Genomic DNA, 20327 nt, shown 5'->3' on the forward strand with positions numbered 1-20327 from the left:
CACCCCCCGGATCATGCGTACGACAGGGGCAGTTAGTCATACCGGACCGAGCGACCGAGCAGTCCCCGGCTGGGGACGATCAAAAAGGTAACGGGCAGCGGAGGCACCGGGACGGGACAGCGGGGAGAACAGCCTCGCGCGCCGGCCTGATCGGAGGCCGCCGGAGTCACGACCGAGCAGGCGGCACCGACGCCGGAAGGGTCCACAGGACGACAGTCCCGGTCACTACCACGGCGGCGGCGAACACGAAGGTTGCGCTCGTTCCGGTCCGTTCGACGAGCACCCCGGCCAGCGCTCCGCCGGCACCGAAGCCGGCGGTGTTCGCGGCGCCGAGCCAGGTGAAGGACTGCACCGCCCGACCCGGCGGGGCCACCTCGTCGCAGAGCAGGAAGGTGACCGCGAAGGCCGGTGCCATGGCAAGTCCCGCGACCACCGCCAGGGCGCTCAGCATGACGACACCGTCGGCCAGAGCGAGCATCCCGACCCCCACCGCGATGGCGGGCAGCAGCAGGCGCAACTGACGCACGCTGCTGCGCCGCCATCGTCCGGCACCGTAGATTCCACCGCCGAGCAGGCTGCCGGTGGCGAACGCGGCCAGCGACACCCCGGAGAGATGGGCGACGCCCCGCTCCTCGGCGAAGGCCGGGACGGCGACCTGAAGCACACCGAGGACGACGCTGATGCTCGCCACCACGGACATCAGCGTCCAGATCGCCGACGTACGCGAGGCTGACGCCGGCCGTGGACGGGCTTCGCGCTCGACGTGGTCACCGAGGCCGACGCCGGTGCCGCCACGCCAGCGGCCCACCGCCGGTGCGGCCGCGTACCAGCCGGTGCCGACGACACCGATCACCGCCAGCCCGGCGAGCGCCCCACCTGGTGACACCAGTGCCACCAGGACGGACACGACGAGCGGGCCGACGATCGCGGTCAACTCCTGCGCGTTGGCCTCCACCGCGTAGGCCGCCGGCCGCAGTCGTCGATCGGTCAGTCCGGGCAGCAGTGCCCGCAGCGCCGCTGCCTGCGCGGGCAGCGTCAGCCCGACCATCGCCGAGACCATGAGGATCACCGGCGGCGGTGCGCTGACCTGAACGACCGCGACGAGACCGAGCAGCGCCAGACTGTTGCCCGCCGCCGTGAACAGCAGAACGCGTTGGCCACGGCGGTCGAGCAGCCAGCCGTGCACCGGCCGGGACAGCGCGGCGGCGAGGCCGAAGGCACCGGTGGCGAGACCTGCCAGGGCGAACGAGCCGGTGCCGTGTCCCACCGTCAGGACCATCGCCAGCGGTGTCCCGCCGTCCCTCAGCCTCGCGACGAACGCCGCAGCGACGGCTCTGGCGACCGTCGGGCAGCTGAACAACGCACGATAGTTCTCGATGAACGCGATCGCTCCATCGTGACAGTCGGATCAGGATGTCCGCAGCCGTGATTCCTCGCCTGTGGACAACCGTCCGACAGGGCAAGTTGGCTGACAACAAGCCGACACCGACGACCCGGCGTTTGCCGCTACCGTCGGGTAGTGGCTGCGGGGAGCGACAGCGGCCCGACCGACCGGGGCGAGGTCGGGCGACATCCGCTGCACAATCTGTGGCGGCTGCGCCGCTACCTGCGCCCACACGCCACCGAGTTCGCCTGGCTGATGCTGGCCGGGCTCGCCGCCACCGGCGCGGGCATCGCCGTGCCGCTGGTGGCACAGCGGGTGGTCGACGGTCCGGTGGCCGCCCAGGATTTCCGGGGGTTGCTCAGGCTCGGCGCGCTGGCGCTGGCGCTCGGGCTGGCCGAAGCCCTGCTGATCTTCGTCCGACGCTGGGTGCAGTCGTCGTCCTCGGTGGCGATGGAGGCGACCATCCGCGCCGACGTCTACGCCCACCTGCAACGGCTCCCGGCCAGCTTCCACGACCGGTGGCCGTCCGGGCAGTTGCTGTCCCGGATCACCAGCGATCTGTCCGTGCTACGCCGGTTCCTCTCCTTCGGACTGTTCTTCCTCGTCCTCAACGTGGTCACCTACCTGGTCGTGGTGGTGCTACTGATCCGGCTGCACCCGGTCCTGGGACTGCTGGTGGCGGCCAGCGCGGTGCCGCTGTTCCTGATCGCCCGACGCTTCGGGCGGCACTACCACACCGCGTCCCGGCGGATGCAGGACCAGCAGGGCGACGTCGCCACGCTGGTCGAGGAGACCGCGCAGGGCCTGCGCACCATGAAGGCGTACGGGCGGGGGCCGCAGTTGGCGGCACGGTTCGCGGGCGGCACCCGGGCGTTGCACGACACCGGGGTGGGCAAGGGGCGGCTGCTCGCCCGTACCTCCGCGCTGCTCGACCTGGTGCCCAACCTGACGCTCGGCGTGGTGCTGGTGGCCGGTGCGGCGGCGGTCGCCACCGGGCGGCTCACCATCGGCCAACTCGTCGCGTTCGTCAGCCTCCAACTCATGCTGATCTGGCCGGTGCAGTCGCTGGGTTGGATCATCGCCAACGGGCAGGAGGCGGCCACCGCCGCCGACCGCATCCAAGAGGTGCTGGACACCGCACCGAGCATCGTCGACGCGCCCGGTGCGGTGACCCTGGCCGGCCCGGCGGTGCGCGGGCGGCTGCGCTTCGAGGCGGTGACCTTCCGCTACCCGGGCAGCACCGCCGCCGTGCTGCGCGGCATCGACCTGACCGTGGAGCCCGGCGAGACGCTCGCCGTGGTCGGTGCCACCGGCAGCGGCAAGAGCACGCTGTTGTCGCTGGTGCCACGGCTGCACGACGTGACGGGCGGCCGGATCACCCTGGACGGTCACGATCTGCGGGACCTCCGGCTGGCCTCGCTGCGGGGACTGGTCGGGATGGCCTTCGAGGAGCCGACGCTCTTCTCCATGTCGGTCTGGGAGAACCTCACCCTGGGGCGGGACGACGCCGAGGAGGACGAGGTCCGGGCGGCACTCACGCTGGCCCAGGCCGAGTTCGCGTACGACCTGCCGTGGGGTCTGCGGACCCGGCTCGGCGAGCAGGGGCTCTCCCTCTCCGGTGGCCAGCGGCAGCGGCTGGCGCTGGCCCGGGCGGTGCTCGTCCGGCCCGCCGTCCTCGTCCTCGACGATCCGCTCTCCGCGCTCGACGTGCACACCGAGGCGCTTGTCGAGTCCGCGTTGAAGCGGGTGCTGCGGGACACCACCGCGCTGTTGGTGGTGCACCGGCCGTCCACCATCGCCCTCGCCGACCGGGTCGCGCTGCTGGAGCAGGGCCGGATCACCGCGGTCGGTCCGCATGCCGAACTGCTGGCGACGGTCCCGGCGTACCGGGCGGTGCTCTCCGCCGAGCCGACCGAACCGGCCGACCCCGAACCGGCCGCTCCGGCTGGACCGGCCGCTTCGGTCTCCTCGGCTGGGCCGGACGAACCGGTCGCACCGCTGCCCCGCGCGCCCGCCGACCCGGCACCCGACGGCTCACCGCTGGTGCGCTCGTGACCGGCACCGCCGGACCCGAACCGGCCGCCCCTGCACCGACGACCTCCGACCCGGCACTGTCCGGTCCGACGATCGCCGACCCGAAGACCTCCAGCCCGACGATCGCCGACCCGAAGACCTCCGACCCGGAGACCCCCGCACCGACGATCTCCGACCCGGCCCACTGGCGGGGCATCGCCCCCGACCCGCACGCCGACCGCAGCCTGGCCGAGGACACCAGTCCGGAGGCGGTGGCCCGGTTGCGGGCCCGCAGCCGGGCGCTGCTGGCCGACGTGCTGCGCCCGCACCGCGCCCGGCTGGGCGCCGCGGTGGCGCTGCTGCTGACCCAGAACGCCGCCGCCATGTCCGGGCCGTACCTGGTGATGCTCGGCATCGACCGGGCCATCGACCCGCTGCGCGAGGGTCGGCCCGGCCCGCTGGTCGCCGTCGCCGTCGCCTTCGCCGCCGCGAGCGGCACCGAGTACGCGGCCCGGCGCGGCTTCCTCGCCCTCTCCGCCCGGATCGGCCAGGCCGCCCTGCTCGACCTGCGCCAGCGGGTGTACGCGCACTTCCTGCGCCTGCCGGTGGCGTTCCACGAGCGGTACACCTCCGGCCGGATGATCTCGCGCCTGACCAGCGACATCGACTCGATCGCCGAGTTGGTCGACGGAGGCGTGGAGAGCCTGGTGATGGCGGCCCTGACGATCGTGTCGGTGGCCGGCATCCTGCTCTGGCTGGACCTGCCGTTGGCGGCGGTCACCCTGCTCGCCTTCCCGCTGCTGTTCTGGCTGTCCCGCTGGTTCGCCCGCGCCTCGGCCGCCGCATACCGTCGCACCCGGGAGGCGATGGCGCTGGTCATCGTGCACTTCGTGGAGTCGATGCGCGGTATCCGGGCGGTGCAGGCGTACCGCCGGCAGGAGCGCAACCAGCAGATCTTCGCCTCGGTCAACGACGACTACCAGCACAGCAGCCGACATGCCTTCCGCCTGATCGCGACGTACTCGCCGGGAATCAAGCTGATCGGCAACGTCACGGTGGCGGTGGTGCTCTGCTACGGCGGCGCCCGGGTGCTGGGCGGTGAGACCGGCGTCGGTGTGCTCGCCGCCTTCCTGCTCTATCTGCGCCGGTTCTTCGAGCCGATGCAGGAGCTGAGCCAGTTCTACAACTCGTTGCAGTCGGCGACCGCCGCGCTGGAGAAGCTCGCCGGGGTGCTCGACGAGCGGCCGGAGGTCGCCGAGCCCGCGCAGCCGGTGCCGTTGCCGCGCGGGCCGACCCGGGGGGCGGTGGAGTTCCGGGACGTGTCGTTCGGCTACCACACCGGGCGGGAGATCCTGACCGGCCTGGACCTCGGCATTCCCGCCGGGCAGACGGTGGCGCTGATCGGGCCGACCGGTGCCGGCAAGTCCACCGTCGCCAAGCTGCTCGCCCGGTTCCACGATCCGACCGGCGGCACGGTCAGCCTCGACGGCGTGGACCTGCGCCAGGTGGCCGACACCGAGCTGCGGCGCACGATGGTGCTGGTCACCCAGGAGACCCACCTGTTCGGTGGCACGGTGGCGGAGAACATCCGGTTCGGTCGGCCGGACGCCGACGACGCCGCCGTCGAGGCCGCCGCGCGGGCGATCGGCGCGCACGACTTCATCGCCGCGCTTCCCGACGGGTACGCCACCGAGGTGCACCGGCGCGGCGGCCGGCTCTCCGCCGGGCAGCGGCAGCTCGTCGCGTTCGCGCGGGCCTTCCTGGCCGATCCGGCGGTGCTGATCCTGGACGAGGCCACCTCGTCGCTGGACGTCCCCACCGAGCGTCTGGTGCAGCGGGCGCTCGGCACCATCCTGCGCGACCGTACGGCGGTGGTGATCGCGCACCGGCTCTCCACGGTGGAGACCGCCGACCGGGTCCTGGTCCTCGACGGCGGGCGGATCGTCGAGGACGGTCACCCGGCCCGGCTGGTCGCCGAGGGTGGCCGGTACGCCGCGCTGCACCGCCAGTGGCGCGAGTCGCTGCTGTAGATATTCCGGTGACCGCCCACCTGGTCCCCCGCCTACCATCGACGGATGACTGATACGGCGAGGACGGCCCGCACCGGCGTCCCCGAGCGTCCGACCCTGGACGGGCTCGAGGAGACCTGGTCGCGCCGCTGGCAGGAGGACGGCACGTACGCGTTCGACCGCACGAAGGAGCGGTCGGACGTATACGCGATCGACACCCCGCCGCCGACCGTATCCGGCGAGCTGCACATGGGGCACGTCTTCTCGTACACGCACACCGACCTGGTCGCCCGCTTCCAGCGGATGCGGGGCCGGACGGTCTTCTATCCGATCGGGTGGGACGACAACGGCCTGCCCACCGAGCGGCGGGTGCAGAACGTCTACGGCGTGCGCTGCGACCCGAGCCTGCCGTACGACCCGCAGTGGCAGGCACCGCAGGCGCCGGTGGACGACGCCGCCCGCAAGGACCCGACCCCGATCTCCCGGCGCAACTTCATCGAGCTGTGCGAACGGCTGACCGTCTCGGACGAGCAGGTGTTCGAGGCGTTGTGGCGGCGGCTGGGGCTCTCGGTGGACTGGTCGCTGATGTACACCACGATCGGGTCGGCGGCCCGGGCCACCTCACAGCGGGCCTTCCTGCGCAACCTGGCTCGGGGCGAGGCGTACCAGGCGGAGGCGCCGACGCTGTGGGACGTCGGTTTCGCCACCGCCGTGGCCCAGGCCGAGCTGGAGGACCGGGAGCGCCCCGGGGCGTACCACCGGCTGCGCTTCCACGGGCCGGACGGGCGCGAGGTGCTGATCGACACCACCCGGCCGGAGCTGCTGCCGGCCTGCGTCGCGCTGGTCTGCCACCCCGATGACGAGCGGTACGCCGACCTGGTCGGCACGGTGGTGCGTACGCCCGTCTTCGGGGTCGAGGTGCCGGTGCGCGCACACACGCTGGCGGACCCGGCCAAGGGCACCGGCATCGCGATGGTCTGCACGTTCGGTGACCTCACCGACGTGACCTGGTGGCGGGAACTGGACCTGGAGACCCGGGTGGTGATCGGCCGCGACGGGCGGTTGCTGCCGGAACCACCGTCCGGGGTGCCCGGCGGCCCGTACGCGGAGCTGGCCGGGCAGACCGTCAACGGGGCCCGGCGGCGTCTGGTGGAGTTGCTCGCCGACGCGGGTGACCTGGTCGGCGACGTGCGACCGATCACGCATCCGGTGAAGTTCTACGAGCGGGGCGACCGGCCGCTGGAGATCGTCTCGACCCGGCAGTGGTATCTGCGCAACGGTGGCCGCGACGCCGACCTGCGCGAGGCGCTGCTTGCCCGGGGGCGCGAGCTGCGCTGGGTGCCGGAGCACATGCGGCACCGCTACGAGCACTGGGTGAGCGGCCTGACCGGCGACTGGCTGGTCAGCCGGCAGCGATTCTTCGGCGTGCCGGTGCCGGTGTGGTACCGGCTCGACGACGTTGGCGAGCCGGACTGGTCCCACCCTCTCACGCCGGAGGACTCCGCGCTGCCGATCGACCCGTCCGAGGACGCCCCGCCGGGGTACGACGAGTCACAGCGCGGCGTGCCGGGCGGTTTCGTCGGCGACCCGGACGTGCTGGACACCTGGGCCACCTCGTCGCTGACCCCGCAGATCGCCGGCGGCTGGGAACGTGACCCGGAGCTGTTCCGGAAGGTCTTCCCGATGGACCTGCGCCCGCAGGGCCAGGAGATCATCCGGACCTGGCTGTTCGCCACCGTGGTGCGGGCGCACCTGGAGCACGGCGCGCTGCCCTGGCACACCGCCGAGTTGTCCGGCTGGATCCTCGACCCGGACCGCAAGAAGATGTCCAAGTCCAAGGGGAACGTGGTGACCCCGATGGCGTTGCTGGCGCAGCACGGCTCCGACGCCGTGCGCTACTGGTCGGCCAATGGCCGGCCCGGCACCGACCTGGCGTTCGACCCGGCACAGATCAAGGTCGGGCGGCGGCTCGCCACCAAGCTGCTCAACGCGTCGCGGTTCGCGCTCGGGCTCGGTGCCGCCGACGCCCTGCGCGCCCCGGCGACCACCCCGCTGGACCGGGCAGTGCTGGCTGAACTGGCGTCCGTGGTGGCGGCGGCGACCGCCGCGTTCGAGGCGTACGACCACACGGCCGCGTTGCAGGCCACCGAGTCGTTCTTCTGGCGGTTCTGCGACGACTACATCGAGTTGGTGAAGGAACGCGCCTACGGCACCGGCACCGGGGCGGACTCGGCCCGGGCGACGCTGGCCACCGCGCTCTCCGTGCAGCTCCGGCTCTTCGCGCCGGTGCTGCCGTACGCGACCGAGGAGGTGTGGTCCTGGTGGCGCTACGGGTCGGTGCACCGGTCACCGTGGCCCACCACGTACGAGGTGAACCGGGCCGTCCAGGGCGAGGGTGATCCGGCGCTGCTGCGGCTGGCGTCCGACGCGTTGGGGCAGGTCAGGCGGGCCAAGTCGGAGCGGAAGCTGTCGATGAGGGCGGAGGTGCCGCTGGCCGAGGCGCTCGGTCCGGCCGCTTTGCTCGACCAGCTCACCGAGGTCGCCGACGACCTACGGGCGGCGGGCCGGATCGGCAAACTCGACCTGCTACCGGACCGCACCACCGAACTCGTCATCGCCTGCGCCTTCTGAGTTGGAGTTAAGGCTGAGCTGCGGTGTAAGGAAGGGCTGCGGTGCAAGGAAGGGCCCCCTGTTAACGCCTGGTGCATAGAAAGGGCCCCCTGTTAACAACCGGCCGGCACGGGTCCGCCGGGACTGTTAACAGGGGGCCCCTCCTATACCGGAGGCGTTAACAAGGGGCCCTTCCTTACACCCGTCAGCTGGTTTCGCCGGCTACCGAGAAGGAGCGCAGGCGGTCGATGGCGAGCAGCGTGAAGCCGATGCTGACCAGCACCGTCATCACCGCCGCCACCGGCACGGAGACCGTGGTGTTGAGCAGCGCGGTCGGGGCCAGCTTGTCGGCGATGGCGATCACGTAGTGCTGGATGGAGAGCACCCGCGTGCCGGTGACCACGTTGCTGAGCAGGCCCTCCCAGATCAGCACGTAGACCAGGCCGAGCAGCACCGGCCGCCGGGTGAGCAGGCTGCTCGCCACGAACAGCGCCGAGTAGGCCAGCGCTCCGATCGCCGCGGCGACGGCGAGCGCCAGACCGAGGCGGGCCGAGTCGGCCAGCAGGCCGGCGGCGAACAGCGGCACCGCCACGGTGACGGCGGTGGCCCCGGCCGCCACCGCAAGCTTCGGCAGCACGATCTGCCAGCGCGGCAGTGGCGTGGTGAGCACGTGCACGACCGTGCCGTCGTCGATCTCGGCGCCGAGCACGCCGGTGCCGACGATCAGCGCGATCACCGGCAGCACCACGGCCAGGCCGAGGCCGACCAGCACCGGCGGCCCCCAGTCGGTGGGCGCCACCCCCAGGCCACGGGAGAGTACGGCCAGCACCACCAGCAGGACGGGCAGTGGCAGCAGCAACAGGAACCGGCGGCGACCGAACAGCCCGCGCGCGGTGATCCAGGAGACAGTGGACATCAGGCCTCCACCAGGTAGGAGAAGACGCTCTCCAGGGATTCGTCCTCGGGCACGAGCTGGCTGACGCGTACGCCCCGGGCCAGTGCCACCTTCGGCAGCGCCCGGGTGAACGAGCCGTAGTCGCCGGCGCGTACGGTCAGGCCGTTGCGGCCCAGCTCGACGCCGCTGACCGAGGGTTCGGCCATCAGCGCGACGGCCAGCGCCCGGTCGTCGGTGGAGCGGATCGCGAACACGTGCGGCCGGTTGGTCATCAGACGACGGATGGTGCGGAAGTCGCCGGAGGCGGCGAGTCGGCCGGCGACCATCACCTGCACGGTGCCGGAGACCTGCTCGACCTCCTCCAGGATGTGCGAGCTGAACAGGATGGTGCGGCCCGCGTCGCCGAGCGTGTGCAGCAGCTCCATCATGTGCAGCCGCTGGCGCGGGTCCATGCCGTTGAACGGCTCGTCGAGCAGCAGCACCTGCGGCTCGTGCACCAGTGCCGCCGCCACCCGGGCCCGCTGTCGCATGCCCTTGGAGTACGTGCCGATCCGGCGGTCCTGCGCGCCCTCCATCTCGACCATGGCGATCGCCCGGCGGGCCGCCTCCTGCGGGTCGGGCAGCTTGTGCATCTTGGCGGTGGCCAGCACGAACTCGTACGCGGTGAGGAACGAGTGCACCGCCTCCCGCTCGCTGACCAGCCCGAGCCGACGATAGACCTCGGGGTTGCGCCAGGTGGGCCGCCCGTCCAGGGTGACCGCGCCACGCGACGGGGCGAGGAAGCCGGCCATCATGTGCAGCAGCGTGGTCTTGCCGGCCCCGTTCGGCCCGAGCAGGCCGGTCACCCCGGGGCCGAGGGACATGCTGACGTCGTTGACCGCGACCACGTTGCCGTACCAGCGGGAGACCCCGGCCAGGTCGAGGCTGCTGGTGGCGGCGGCCGTCGGCGCGGCGGCGGATGAGGTCGTGGTCATCGTGCGGCCACCTTCCGGTAGCGGGCCAGCAGCAGGGCGACGCAGCCGGCCACGAGCGCGACGGCGGCCACGGCGTACACCGGGCCGAACGGGCCGAGGTCGGGCACGAAGGCGTCCTGGTCGGTGATCAGCAGGTCGCGCAGCGTCCAGACGCCGACGCCCTGGACCAGGGTGGACGGCGAGGCGAGACCGGAGAGCTGGTTGGCCGCCTGCGAGGGCAGGATCGACATGGTGCCGACGATCGGCGTGGTCATCAGGAAGACCGCGACGATGCCGCCGGCGGCGAAGGCCCGCTTGCCGGTCAGCGAGGCGACCAGCAGGCCGATCGAGGCGAAGACCGCCGCCCAGAGCCCGGCGTAGAGCAGCCCGCCGACCAGGTCCACGAACTCGTCCCAGACTGCGCCGGGACCGTCCAGCGTGAACGCGGCGCCGAGGAACATGAACATCTGCGGCGCACCGAGCAGCAGCCAGAGCGAGGTGACCAGGGCGAGCAGCTTGGCCATTGGATAGTCGGCGCGGGGCAGCGGCCGGGAGAAGTACAGCGGCAGCACGCCGCTGCGCAGGTCCCGGGAGACCAGCTCGGGGGCGGCCACCGCGACGAAGAACAGGACCAGCCAGCTCATGTTGTCGGCGAACTGCGCGTAGGTCATCACGACCTCGCCGAACTGGGCGCGGATCGCGGTGGCGGCGACGGCCACCATGAGCACGATGCCGACCACCAGCCAGGGGAAGATCTTCGCCTTGGCGCTGCGGCCCAGCCCGAAGGCGGTGCGTACGCCGTGCAGGTAGAGCGACCCGAAGACGTAGCGGCGACCGAGGCGGGGGCCGGTGTACCGCTGGTAGCCGATGTCGTGGATGACGCCGGTCGGCTCAGGCATGGGTGCTCTCCCTCCGGGAGAAGAGTTCGGCGACCCGGTGTCGACGCTGGTCCAGCCGGTGCAGTGGCAGGTCCAGCTCGGCCACCGCACCGAGGATCAGGTCGTAGGTGCCGTCGTCGGCGAGCGGGACCAGGAGCAGTTGCCCCTCCCGGCTCACCGGCAGGTCGAGCGCGGCCAGCCGGGCGGCCAGGTCGTCGGTACCCTCGCTGACCTCGACGGCGAGCACGTCGGTGGCCGAGGTCATCGCGGCGATGTTGTCGGCCCGCAGCAGCCGTCCGCCGTCGATCGCGACCAGCGTGTCGCAGATCCGCTCGACCTCGCCGAGCAGGTGCGAGCAGACCAGCACGGAGATGCCGAACTCGGTGCCGATCCGGTGCACCAGCGCCAGCATCGCGTCCCGGCCGGCCGGGTCGAGCCCATTGGTGGGCTCGTCGAGCAGCAGCAGGTCGGGGTCGTGCACCAGCGACTGGGCGAGCTTGACCCGCTGCTTCATGCCGGTGGAGTAGCCACCCACCGGGCGGTGCCGCTCCTCGTGCAGCCCGACGTGGCGCAGCGCCTCAGAGGCACGTTCCCGCGCGACCGTGCGGGGCAGGCCGCTGATCCGCCCGAGGTGGGTGACCAGTTCGGCGCCGGACAGGTCGGGCGGCAGGCAGTCGTGCTCCGGCATGTAGCCGACCCGGGCGCGTACCGCCGCAGGGTCGGTGGTGGGGTCGAGGCCGAGTACGCGTACCTGGCCACTGGTCGGGGCGAGCAGGCCGAGCAGGAGCTTGATCAGCGTCGACTTGCCGGCGCCGTTGGCGCCGACCAGCCCGACTATTCCTGGCTCCACCGCTACCGTCAGCTCGGACAGTGCGGTGACCCCGCCGCCGTAGACCTTCGTCAACGACTCGGTTGCGATCAGTGTCACGTCGACAGCCTAGAGAAGACGGGCAATGTTCCGGACCCCGGTGAGCGCCCCTGTTTCCCCTGATCCTCCCCGGGTGGTTTCCCCTAGGGTGAGCTGCCGCGTCTTCGACCCGCACCCCGCGACACCCACACCCCGCGACACCGGCGCGCCGGTGTCGGTTGCCTCCGCCGCGCCGGAAGAGGAGGATTCGACCCCACACGCTCCGTGATCGCGGCATTTGGTACACACTGGAGCACGCGATGCGACAACCGGCGAAAGCGGCGGACAGGAGGGCGATGACGGCTGGCGGGCCCAAGGTGAGTGTGGTGGTGCCGGCGTACAACGCCGGCGGGACCATCCAGACGCTCGTCGACTCCCTGCTGCGGCAGTCCATGCCGGCGGCGGAGTTCGAGGTGATCTTCATCGACGACGGTTCGACCGACGACACCGGGGGCCTGCTGGACGAGCTGGCCGCCGCGCACCCGCACATCCAGGTGCTGCACATCGAGAACACCGGCTGGCCGTCGCGTCCGCGCAACCTCGGGGTCGCCCGGGCGCGCGGAGAGTACGTCCAGTTCGTCGACGACGACGACTGGCTCGCCGACGAGGCCCTGGAGCGGCTGTACGCGTACGCCGTGCGGCACGACGCGGACATCGCGATCGGCAGGATCGTCGGCCACCGCCGGTCGGTGCCCCGGGAGTTGTTCCGGGTCGACCGCCCGCACGCCACGCTTGACGACGCCCCGCTGATCGACAGCCTGACCTGCCACAAGATGTTCCGTCGGGCCTTCCTGCTGGAGCACGACCTGCGGTTCCCGGAGGACCGGCGCCGCCTGGAGGACCACCATCTGGTGACCCGGGCGTACCTGCTCGCCCGTCGGGTCAGCGTGCTGTCCGGCTACACCTGCTACCACCACGCCAAGCGGGCCGACGGTGGCAACCTGACCGCCACCCGGCTGGATCCGGCCGAGTACTTCGACAGCCTGCGCGCGGTGCTCGACATCGTCGACGCGCACGTGCCACCGGGTCCGCGGCGCGACAGGTTGCACCGGCGGTGGCTGCGCAACGAGATGGTCGCCCGCCTGCGCGGCAAGCGGCTGCGGGACGCGCCACGGGACTGGGCCGACCAGGTCGTCGACGAGGTCAGCAGGACGATCCGGGAACGCTTCGCGCCGGAGGTCGCCGCCGCGCTGCCCGCGCTGCAACGGACCGTCGCCGGGCTCGCCGCCGAGGGCCGCGCCGAGGACCTGCACCGCCTGGCCGAGTGGGAGGCGGGCGTCCGTGCCGTCGTCCGCCTGACCGGGTACGAGCTGACCGGCTCGACGCTCGTCGTCACACTGACCGGGCAACTGAACGACGGCGACGGGCCGATCGCGTTCACCCATGCCGACGGGCGGGACCTGCTCGTCGTACCGGTCGAGGAGATCCCCGCCGACCTGCTCGACTGCACCCAGGAGCTGCGGCACGGCCGGCTGGACGTCGTCGCCCGGCGCGTCGGGGACGAGGTGGAGATCCACCTGCCGGTGCGGTTCGAGGTGAAGCGCGTCGCCGCCTCGGGTGGCGTGCGCCTGGTCTTCCAGGGCACCGCGACGGTCGACGTCGACACACTCGACAGCGGTCCAGACGCGGGTGAGTGGACCCTGAAGGCCCGGGTGACCAGTTCCGGCTGGACCAAGGCGGCGAAGGTGCCGCTGGCGGTGTCCGTCGGCGCCGACGGCCCGGTGGTGGTGGACAAGCGCCCGAGTCCGGCTCCCCCCCGCCAACCGGAGAAGGTCGGCCTGTTGCGGCGGTTGCAGCGGGCGTTCGGCCGCCGCCCCGGCGCGACCGGACGCGGCGCGGTCGGCACCACCTGACCCTGGATCGCTCACCGGGCCCGGCGGGCGCCGTGGGAGGAGTGGCGCTCTCGACCGATCGGCGACCGGCTGCGAAACTGTGTGCCGGTCGCCGGAGTTGGGGGTCTGATGAGCAACGGGTGGGTGCTGCCCGACGAGGTGCTGCGGGACGCACCGACGTACACGCCGCGTCCCGGCGAGCTCGCGGATCTGGAGCTGTTGCTCACCGGTGCGTACGCACCGCTGACCGGCTTCATGACCCGGGCCGACCTGGTCTCCGTCAGCCGCCGTGGCCGGCTCGTCGACGGCGCGCCGTGGCCGGTCGCGGTGACCCTCCAGGTGCCCACGACGCTGGCCCAGGGGCTCGACCTGCACGACCCGGACCGCCGCACGCTGGTGCTCACCGACGGCGAGGGAGCGCCGGTGGCGGCGCTGGAGGTGGCCGACGCCTGGCAGGTCCGTGACGGTGTGGCCGGGGTCGGCGGCGCTGTCCGCCGGCTCGGCGACGGCGGACACGGCCCGTTCCAACGGCTGCGTCGCCCGCCCGAGGAGATCCGGGCCATGCTGCCGCCCGGCCGGGTGCTCGGCGTGGTCGCCGACCGGCCGCTGCACCGGCCGCAACTCGCCCAGATCGCGCACGCCGTCCGCACGCTCAGCGCCCACCTTCTGATCATGATTCCGGTGGGCGAGGACGGCACCGGGGGCCTGTCGCCGGAGGCGCTGGTGCGCGGCGTCTTCGCCGCCCGCGATCGGATGCCGCCGGCCACCCTGGTCGCGGTGCCGTTCTCCCGGCGGCGGGACGAGATCAGCGACGCCCTGCTGCGGGCCCGGGTGTCCGCCGCGTACGGCGTCACCCACCTGCTCTCCACCGGTGAGATGCTCTCCGGCGCCGGGCTGCGGGTGCTGGTGCCCCGCGAACTCGCGTACGACAACCGGGACGGCCAGTGGCGCTGGCGCGAGGACATTCCGCCGCGCAACCGGCGGTTGGCGCTGACCCAGGCCGAGGTCGACGACCTGCTGGACCGGGGCTTCCCACTGCCGGAGTGGCACACCCCGCCTGCGGTGGCGAAGGAGTTGACTCGGGCGCGGCCACCCCGGCGGCACCGGGGGCTCGTGGTCTTCCTCACCGGGCTCTCCGGCTCGGGCAAGTCGACGGTCGCCCGGGGGCTCGCCGACTCGCTGCGCGAGCAGGGCGAGCGTACGGTGACGCTGCTCGACGGCGACGTGGTGCGCCGCGAGCTGACCGCCGGACTGGGCTTCAGCAGGGCCGACCGGGACACGAACGTACGCCGGATCGGCTGGGTGGCCGCCGAGATCGCCCGGCACCGGGGCATCGCCATCTGCTGCCCGATCGCCCCCTACGCCCAGGCCCGGGCGATCGCCCGGGAGATGGCCGTGGCGGCGGGCGCCGGTTTCGTCCTGGTGCACGTGGCCACGCCGTTGCAGGTGTGCGAGCAACGCGACCGCAAGGGCCTGTACGCGCGGGCGCGGGCCGGTCTGCTCACCGGCATGACCGGCATCGACGACCCGTACGAGGAGCCGACCGACGCCGACCTGGTCCTCGACACCACGGATGTCGCGGTGGACGAGGCGGTGCACGCGGTCCTGCACCAGCTCACCGAGACCGGCTGGGTCGAGCCGCCCCGACCGGCGCTCTGACCCGGGGGATCATCCCTTCCGGGAGGTTGCCGACCCGCGCTATGTTTGCCCATGTTCGAAGATGTTCGTTGACGTGGGCGCGGAGGGTGCCGATGCTCGCCCAACAACGCCAGGCGGCGATCCTGGACCGGGTCCGGGCGACCGGCGGGGTCCGCGTCGGTGAGCTGGCCATCGAGTTCGGTGTCTCCGACATGACCATCCGACGCGACCTGGACCTGCTGCACGAGCGCGGCCTGCTGGCCAAGGTACACGGCGGCGCCACCGTCGCCGGCTCCACCGACGAGCCCGGCTTCCAGGCCAAGTCGGTGCGCCAGCAGGCCGAGAAGGCCGCCATCGCCACCCGTGCGGCACGGCTGGTGCATCCCGGCGCGGCGATCGCGCTCTCCGCCGGCACCACCACCGCCGAGCTGGCCCGACGGCTGGTCGACGTGCCGTCCCTGACCGTGGTGACCAACTCGCTGCCGGTCGCCGACATCCTGCACGACCAGGGCCGGGACGACCAGACGGTGGTGCTCACCGGCGGCGTGCGGACGCCGTCGGACGCGCTGGTCGGGCCGCTGGCCGTGGCGGCTGTCCGGTCCCTGCACCTGGACCTGCTCTTCCTCGGCGTCCACGGGGTCACCGACCGGGCCGGCTTCACCACGCCGAACCTGCTGGAGGCGGAGACCAACCGGGCCCTGGTGGCCGCCGCCGACCGTCTCGTGGTGCTCGCCGACCACACCAAGTGGGGCACCGTCGGCCTCTCGGCCATCGCCCCGCTGTCGGACGCGCACGTGCTGGTCACCGACGACCAGCTGGCTCCGGAGGCTCGTCGGCTGCTCGCCGACCGGGTCGGTGAGCTGCTCGTGGTGTCGGCGACCGGTTCCGGAGGGCTGCGATGAGGCGTACCGCGATCAGGCTGGCCGACGGCCGCGAACTGATCTACTTCGACGAGCGGGACGACGCCGTCCGGGACCAGCCGGACCGGCGCGACCTGCCCCCTCCCCCACCCGCCTCCCAACTCCGCTACGACCCGCTCACCGACGAGTGGGTGGCGCTGGCGGTCCACCGGCAGACGCGGATCTTCCTTCCGTCGGCCGCCCAGTGCCCGCTCTGCCCCTCCACCGACGAGTGGTTCAGCGAGATCCCGGCGCCCGACTACGACGTGGCGGTCTTCGAGAACCGCTTTCCGGCACTGAGCGGCAACGTGGTCGACGAGCCCACCGAGATGACGCCGTTCACGGCGGTCCGGCCGGGGCAGGGGCGTTGCGAGGTGGTCTGCTTCACCGACGACCATGACGGCTCCTTCGCCGGTCTGCCGCCGCGTCGGGTCCGCACCGTGCTCGACGCGTTGGCCGACCGGACCGCCGCGTTGGGCGAGTTGCCCGGCGTGGAGCAGGTGTTCTGCTTCGAGAACCGGGGGGTGGAGATCGGGGTGACCCTGCACCACCCGCACGGGCAGATCTATGCGTTCCCGTTCGTCACGCCACGTACCCGGTCGCTGCTGGGCGCGGCACGCCGGCACGCGGAACGCACCGGCGGTCGGAACCTCTACGCCGACGTGCTCGCCGCCGAACGTGCGGCCGGCGAGCGGGTGGTGGCCGGCAACGAGCACTGGACCGCGTACGTCCCGGCCGCCGCCCGCTGGCCGTTCGAGGTGCACCTCGCCCCGCACCGGCCGGTGCCCGACATCCCGGCGTTGAGCGAGGCCGAGCGGGACGCCTTCGGCCCGCTTTACCTGGACCTGCTGCGCCGCTTCGACGGCCTGTTCGACGCGCCGATGCCGTACATCGCCGCCTGGCACCAGGCACCGGTACGCGTCGACCGGGAACTGGGCCACCTGCATCTGCAACTGTTCAGCGTGAGGCGGGCTGCGGACAAGCTGAAGTACCTGGCCGGCACGGAGTCCGCGATGGGCGTGTTCAGCAACGACATCGCCCCGGAGCAGGCCGCCGCCCGGCTCCGCGCCGTCTGACCCGGCGCGGGGCCTCAGAAGCAGGGCGCGGGGGGCCCGGGACAGGGCCCCCCGCGGGGAAGGGACGGCTGGCTGTGGTGACAGCCGAGGAAGGCTGGCTGCTGGGCACGCGTGCCGCGCGGCGGCGACGGTCAACCTTCCAGGACGGGACTGGCATCTCGTCCACCCTGGTCAACGAGGCGCGCCGGATCGGGTGACGCGGGACGGCGTGTCCCCCGCGACGCGCCGGAGAGGACCACGAGCCCGCAGAGCACCACGAGCCAGCAGAGCACCACGAGCCGGCAGGAGACCGCGAACCCGCCGAGGAGCACGAGCCCGCCGCAGCAGACCGCGAGCCCGCCGGCTGGTCGGCCGGCGGGCTCGCGGGATGCGGACGGGGACTCAGGCGGCCAGGCGGCGCGCCAGGTTCTCGTCGAGCGTGTTCATGAACTCGTCGGTGGTCTGCCACGGGGCGTCCCGCGAGATGAGCAGCGCCAGGTCCTTGGTCATCTGCCCGCTCTCGACGGTGGAGACGATGACCTGCTCCAGGGTGTTGGCGAACTCGGTGACCGCCGGGGTGCCGTCCAGCTTGCCCCGGTGGGCCAGGCCCCGGGTCCAGGCGTAGATCGAGGCGATCGGGTTGGTGGAGGTCTTCTCGCCCTTCTGCCACTGCCGGTAGTGCCGGGTGACGGTGCCGTGCGCGGCCTCGGCCTCGACGGTGCGACCGTCGGGCGAGAGCAGCACGGAGGTCATCAGACCGAGCGAGCCGAAGCCCTGCGCGACGGTGTCCGACTGCACGTCACCGTCGTAGTTCTTGCACGCCCAGACGTAGCCGCCCTCCCACTTGAGCGCGGCGGCGACCATGTCGTCGATGAGCCGGTGCTCGTAGGTGAGGCCGGCGGCGTCGAACTCGGCCTTGAACTCGCTCTCGAACACCTCGGCGAAGATGTCCTTGAACCGGCCGTCGTACGCCTTGAGGATGGTGTTCTTGGTGGACATGTAGACCGGGTAGCCGCGGTCCAGGCCGTAGCGGAACGAGGCCCGCGCGAAGTCCCGGATCGAGTCGTCGTAGTTGTACATGCCCATGGCGATGCCGCCGCCCGGGAAGTTGGCGATCTCCATCTCCACCGGGTCCGACCCGTCGGCCGGGGTGTAGGTGATGGTGACCGTGCCCGGGCCGGGGACCACGAAGTCGGTGGCGCGGTACTGGTCGCCGTGGGCGTGCCGGCCGATGATGATCGGCTTGGTCCAGCCCGGGACCAGGCGGGGCACGTTCGACATGATGATCGGCTCGCGGAAGACGACGCCGCCGAGGATGTTGCGGATGGTGCCGTTCGGCGACCGCCACATCTTCTTCAGCCCGAACTCCTCCACCCGGGCCTCGTCCGGGGTGATCGTGGCGCACTTGACGCCGACGCCGTGCTCCTTGATGGCGTTCGCGGCGTCGACGGTCACCTGGTCGTCGGTGGCGTCACGGTGCTGGATCGACAGGTCGTAGTAGTGCAGGTCGACGTCGAGGTAGGGCAGGATCAGCTGCTCGCGGATCTGCTTCCAGATGATCCGGGTCATCTCGTCGCCGTCGAGCTCTACGACCGGGTTGTTTACCTTGATCTTCGCCATCGGCCGGCGCTCCTCTCGGGGGACACATGCTCAAGCAGTACGAGCGTACTGGATCGACTGGGACGAGGAACGCCGCGCCCACCGGTCGGCCCGTCCGGCGGCCGGAGACGGCCACGGGCCCGGCGGGAGTTACCCCGCCAGGCCCGGCGCATGCGCGGTGGATCAGTCGGCCTGCTCGGTGCCGTGCAGCCACTGGACCACCTGCAGGATCACCCCGTTGGGGTCGGTGACCTGGAAGAACCGCTCTCCCCAGGGCTCGGTCTGCAGCTCGGTGACGATCGGCACACCGGCGGCCTGGAGGCGGGTGTACTCGGTGTCGATGTCGTCCACCACGAACACGACGAGCAGGCCCTCGGCCCGCTGATCCTTCAGGCTCGGGGGCTGGAGGCTGGCCAGGCCCGTACGCAGGAAGATCAGGTTGAAGCCGACCCCGTCCCGGGCCAGCGAGACGAACCCGTCGGCCGACATCTCCTCCCGGAACCCGAAGTGCTGCTTGACGAACTCGGCCGACGTCGTCACGTCCTCGACGTTGAGCGAGATGGCCGAACCGGTGATCTGCATGCGCTCTCCCACCTTGCGGAAACTTACTCCGTACATTGTACATCGTACTGCGTACAGAGATTTGGCCTGCAAAGATCGGAGGGTGCCCGACCATCACACCGGAGGCGGCGATCCCGCCCACACCCTGCGCCTGCTCTGGCGGCAGCCCGACGCCGACCCCCCGCGCCGCGGCCCCCGCCAGGGCCGCTCGTTGGACGAGATCGTGATGGCCGCCATCGCGCTGGCCGACGCCGAAGGGCTGGACGCGGTGACGATGCGGGCGCTCGCCCAGGCCGTCGGCGTGGCGCCGATGACCCTCTACACGTACGTGCCGGGCAAGGCCGAGCTGCTCGACCTGATGCTGGACGCGATCTACGCGGGCATGCCCCGGCCGGACCTCTCCGACCAGCCGTGGCGGGCGCGGGTGGCGGCGCTCGCGCAGGACAACCGGGACCTCTTCACCGCCCACCCCTGGGCCGCCGAGGTCGCCACCGGTCGCCCGCCGCTGGGGCCGGGCCTGATGGCCAAGTACGAGCACGAGCTGCGCGCCTTCGACGACACCGGCCTGGACGACGTGACCCGGGACGCCGCGTTGACCTTCGTCCTCGACTTCGTCCGGGCCGCGGCCCGCTCGGCGGCCGAGGCGCGCTCCGCCCGAGCGCAGACCGCCTGGACCGACGAGCAGTGGTGGACGGCGAACGCCCCCCTACTGGCCCAGGTCCTCGACGAGCAGCAATACCCCACCGCCGTACGCGTCGGCGCCGCCGCCGGCACCGCCCAGCACGCCGCCTACCATCCCGACCACGCCTACGCCTTCGGCCTGACCCGCATCCTGGACGCCCTGACCACCCTCATCGACCAGTCAAGTTGATCAAGAAGTTTGCGTCTCCCGAAGAGCGATTCGGAGACGCAAACTTCTTGATCAACCTGGGGGTGGGGACAGCGCAGCGGGGGCCCCCCCGGGGGGGGGGGGGGGGGGGGGGGGGGGGGGGGGGGGGGGGGTTGGGGGGGGGGGGGGGGGGGGGGGGGGGGGGGGGGGGGGCGGCGTCGTGGTGGGCGGCGGGGTACCGCCGCCGCAGGCCACGCCGTTGACC

Annotated in this window: 15 protein-coding genes; 8 read left to right on the forward strand and 7 right to left on the reverse strand. The window is 72.2% G+C overall.

Going from position 1 to position 20327, the window contains the following annotated elements; genetic code table 11:
- Positions 1 to 166 precede the first annotated feature (166 nt).
- Positions 167 to 1360 (reverse strand): MFS transporter, encoded by a 1194-nt coding sequence (locus tag ACIBO1_RS31795; RefSeq protein ID WP_396752940.1) that lies wholly within the window; start codon positions 1358 to 1360, stop codon positions 167 to 169.
- A gap of 159 nt (positions 1361 to 1519) precedes the next feature.
- Between ACIBO1_RS31795 and ACIBO1_RS31800 the strand changes: the two genes are divergently transcribed.
- The 3 genes from ACIBO1_RS31800 (at position 1520) to valS (ending at position 8037) form a co-directional block, all read left to right on the forward strand.
- The gene (locus ACIBO1_RS31800; protein WP_396752942.1) at positions 1520 to 3439 is read left to right on the forward strand and encodes an ABC transporter ATP-binding protein; all 1920 of its coding nucleotides are present in this window, start codon (positions 1520 to 1522) and stop codon (positions 3437 to 3439) included.
- A 101-nt stretch (positions 3440 to 3540) separates the two neighbouring features.
- Positions 3541 to 5427 (forward strand): ABC transporter ATP-binding protein, encoded by a 1887-nt coding sequence (locus ACIBO1_RS31805; RefSeq protein WP_396752968.1) that lies wholly within the window; start codon positions 3541 to 3543, stop codon positions 5425 to 5427.
- 45 nt (positions 5428 to 5472) lie between these two features.
- On the forward strand, positions 5473 to 8037 hold the full coding sequence (gene valS, locus ACIBO1_RS31810; RefSeq protein ID WP_396752944.1) for a valine--tRNA ligase: 2565 nt from the start codon (positions 5473 to 5475) through the stop codon (positions 8035 to 8037).
- Positions 8038 to 8221: 184 nt separating this feature from the next.
- Here valS and ACIBO1_RS31815 read toward each other — a convergent pair whose 3' ends face one another.
- The 4 genes from ACIBO1_RS31815 to ACIBO1_RS31830 are packed head-to-tail and all read right to left on the reverse strand — an operon-like array spanning position 8222 to position 11670.
- Positions 8222 to 8932: an ABC transporter permease subunit gene (locus tag ACIBO1_RS31815; RefSeq protein WP_396752946.1), complete on the reverse strand. Its 711-nt coding sequence runs from the start codon at positions 8930 to 8932 to the stop codon at positions 8222 to 8224.
- Entirely contained in the window at positions 8932 to 9885 is a 954-nt protein-coding gene (locus ACIBO1_RS31820; protein ID WP_396752948.1) for an ABC transporter ATP-binding protein, read from the reverse strand. Before ACIBO1_RS31820 ends, ACIBO1_RS31815 begins: the two co-directional genes overlap by 1 nt.
- Positions 9882 to 10763, reverse strand: a complete 882-nt coding sequence (locus tag ACIBO1_RS31825; protein WP_396752950.1) for an ABC transporter permease — start codon at positions 10761 to 10763, stop codon at positions 9882 to 9884. Before ACIBO1_RS31825 ends, ACIBO1_RS31820 begins: the two co-directional genes overlap by 4 nt.
- Entirely contained in the window at positions 10756 to 11670 is a 915-nt protein-coding gene (locus ACIBO1_RS31830; protein ID WP_396752952.1) for an ABC transporter ATP-binding protein, read from the reverse strand. The genes ACIBO1_RS31825 and ACIBO1_RS31830 overlap by 8 nt, the downstream gene beginning before the upstream one ends.
- 275 nt (positions 11671 to 11945) lie before the next feature.
- On the opposite strand from ACIBO1_RS31830, the gene ACIBO1_RS31835 reads away from it, so the two are divergent.
- The 4 genes from ACIBO1_RS31835 (at position 11946) to galT (ending at position 17094) form a co-directional block, all read left to right on the forward strand.
- Entirely contained in the window at positions 11946 to 13502 is a 1557-nt protein-coding gene (locus ACIBO1_RS31835; RefSeq protein WP_396752954.1) for a glycosyltransferase family 2 protein, read from the forward strand.
- Between the two features lie 108 nt (positions 13503 to 13610).
- Entirely contained in the window at positions 13611 to 15140 is a 1530-nt protein-coding gene (cysC, locus tag ACIBO1_RS31840; protein WP_396752956.1) for an adenylyl-sulfate kinase, read from the forward strand.
- Between the two features lie 92 nt (positions 15141 to 15232).
- A complete protein-coding gene (locus ACIBO1_RS31845; protein WP_396752958.1) occupies positions 15233 to 16021 on the forward strand; it encodes a DeoR/GlpR family DNA-binding transcription regulator in 789 nt (262 codons plus the stop codon).
- Positions 16018 to 17094, forward strand: a complete 1077-nt coding sequence (galT, locus tag ACIBO1_RS31850) for a galactose-1-phosphate uridylyltransferase (protein WP_396752960.1) — start codon at positions 16018 to 16020, stop codon at positions 17092 to 17094. The genes ACIBO1_RS31845 and galT overlap by 4 nt, the downstream gene beginning before the upstream one ends.
- A gap of 381 nt (positions 17095 to 17475) precedes the next feature.
- Here the strand turns inward: galT and ACIBO1_RS31855 are convergent, their stop codons facing one another.
- Together ACIBO1_RS31855 and ACIBO1_RS31860 are read right to left on the reverse strand one after the other, a co-directional pair.
- On the reverse strand, positions 17476 to 18693 hold the full coding sequence (locus tag ACIBO1_RS31855) for an NADP-dependent isocitrate dehydrogenase (RefSeq protein ID WP_396752962.1): 1218 nt from the start codon (positions 18691 to 18693) through the stop codon (positions 17476 to 17478).
- A 162-nt stretch (positions 18694 to 18855) separates the two neighbouring features.
- Positions 18856 to 19254 carry a VOC family protein gene (locus tag ACIBO1_RS31860; protein WP_396752964.1) on the reverse strand — a complete coding sequence of 133 codons (399 nt, stop codon included), beginning with the start codon at positions 19252 to 19254 and terminating at the stop codon, positions 18856 to 18858.
- Positions 19255 to 19336: 82 nt separating this feature from the next.
- On the opposite strand from ACIBO1_RS31860, the gene ACIBO1_RS31865 reads away from it, so the two are divergent.
- Entirely contained in the window at positions 19337 to 20104 is a 768-nt protein-coding gene (locus tag ACIBO1_RS31865) for a TetR/AcrR family transcriptional regulator (protein WP_396752966.1), read from the forward strand.
- Positions 20105 to 20327 lie beyond the last annotated feature (223 nt).

Source organism: Micromonospora sp. NPDC049903, from assembly GCF_044460945.1.
GTDB lineage: Bacteria > Actinomycetota > Actinomycetes > Mycobacteriales > Micromonosporaceae > Micromonospora.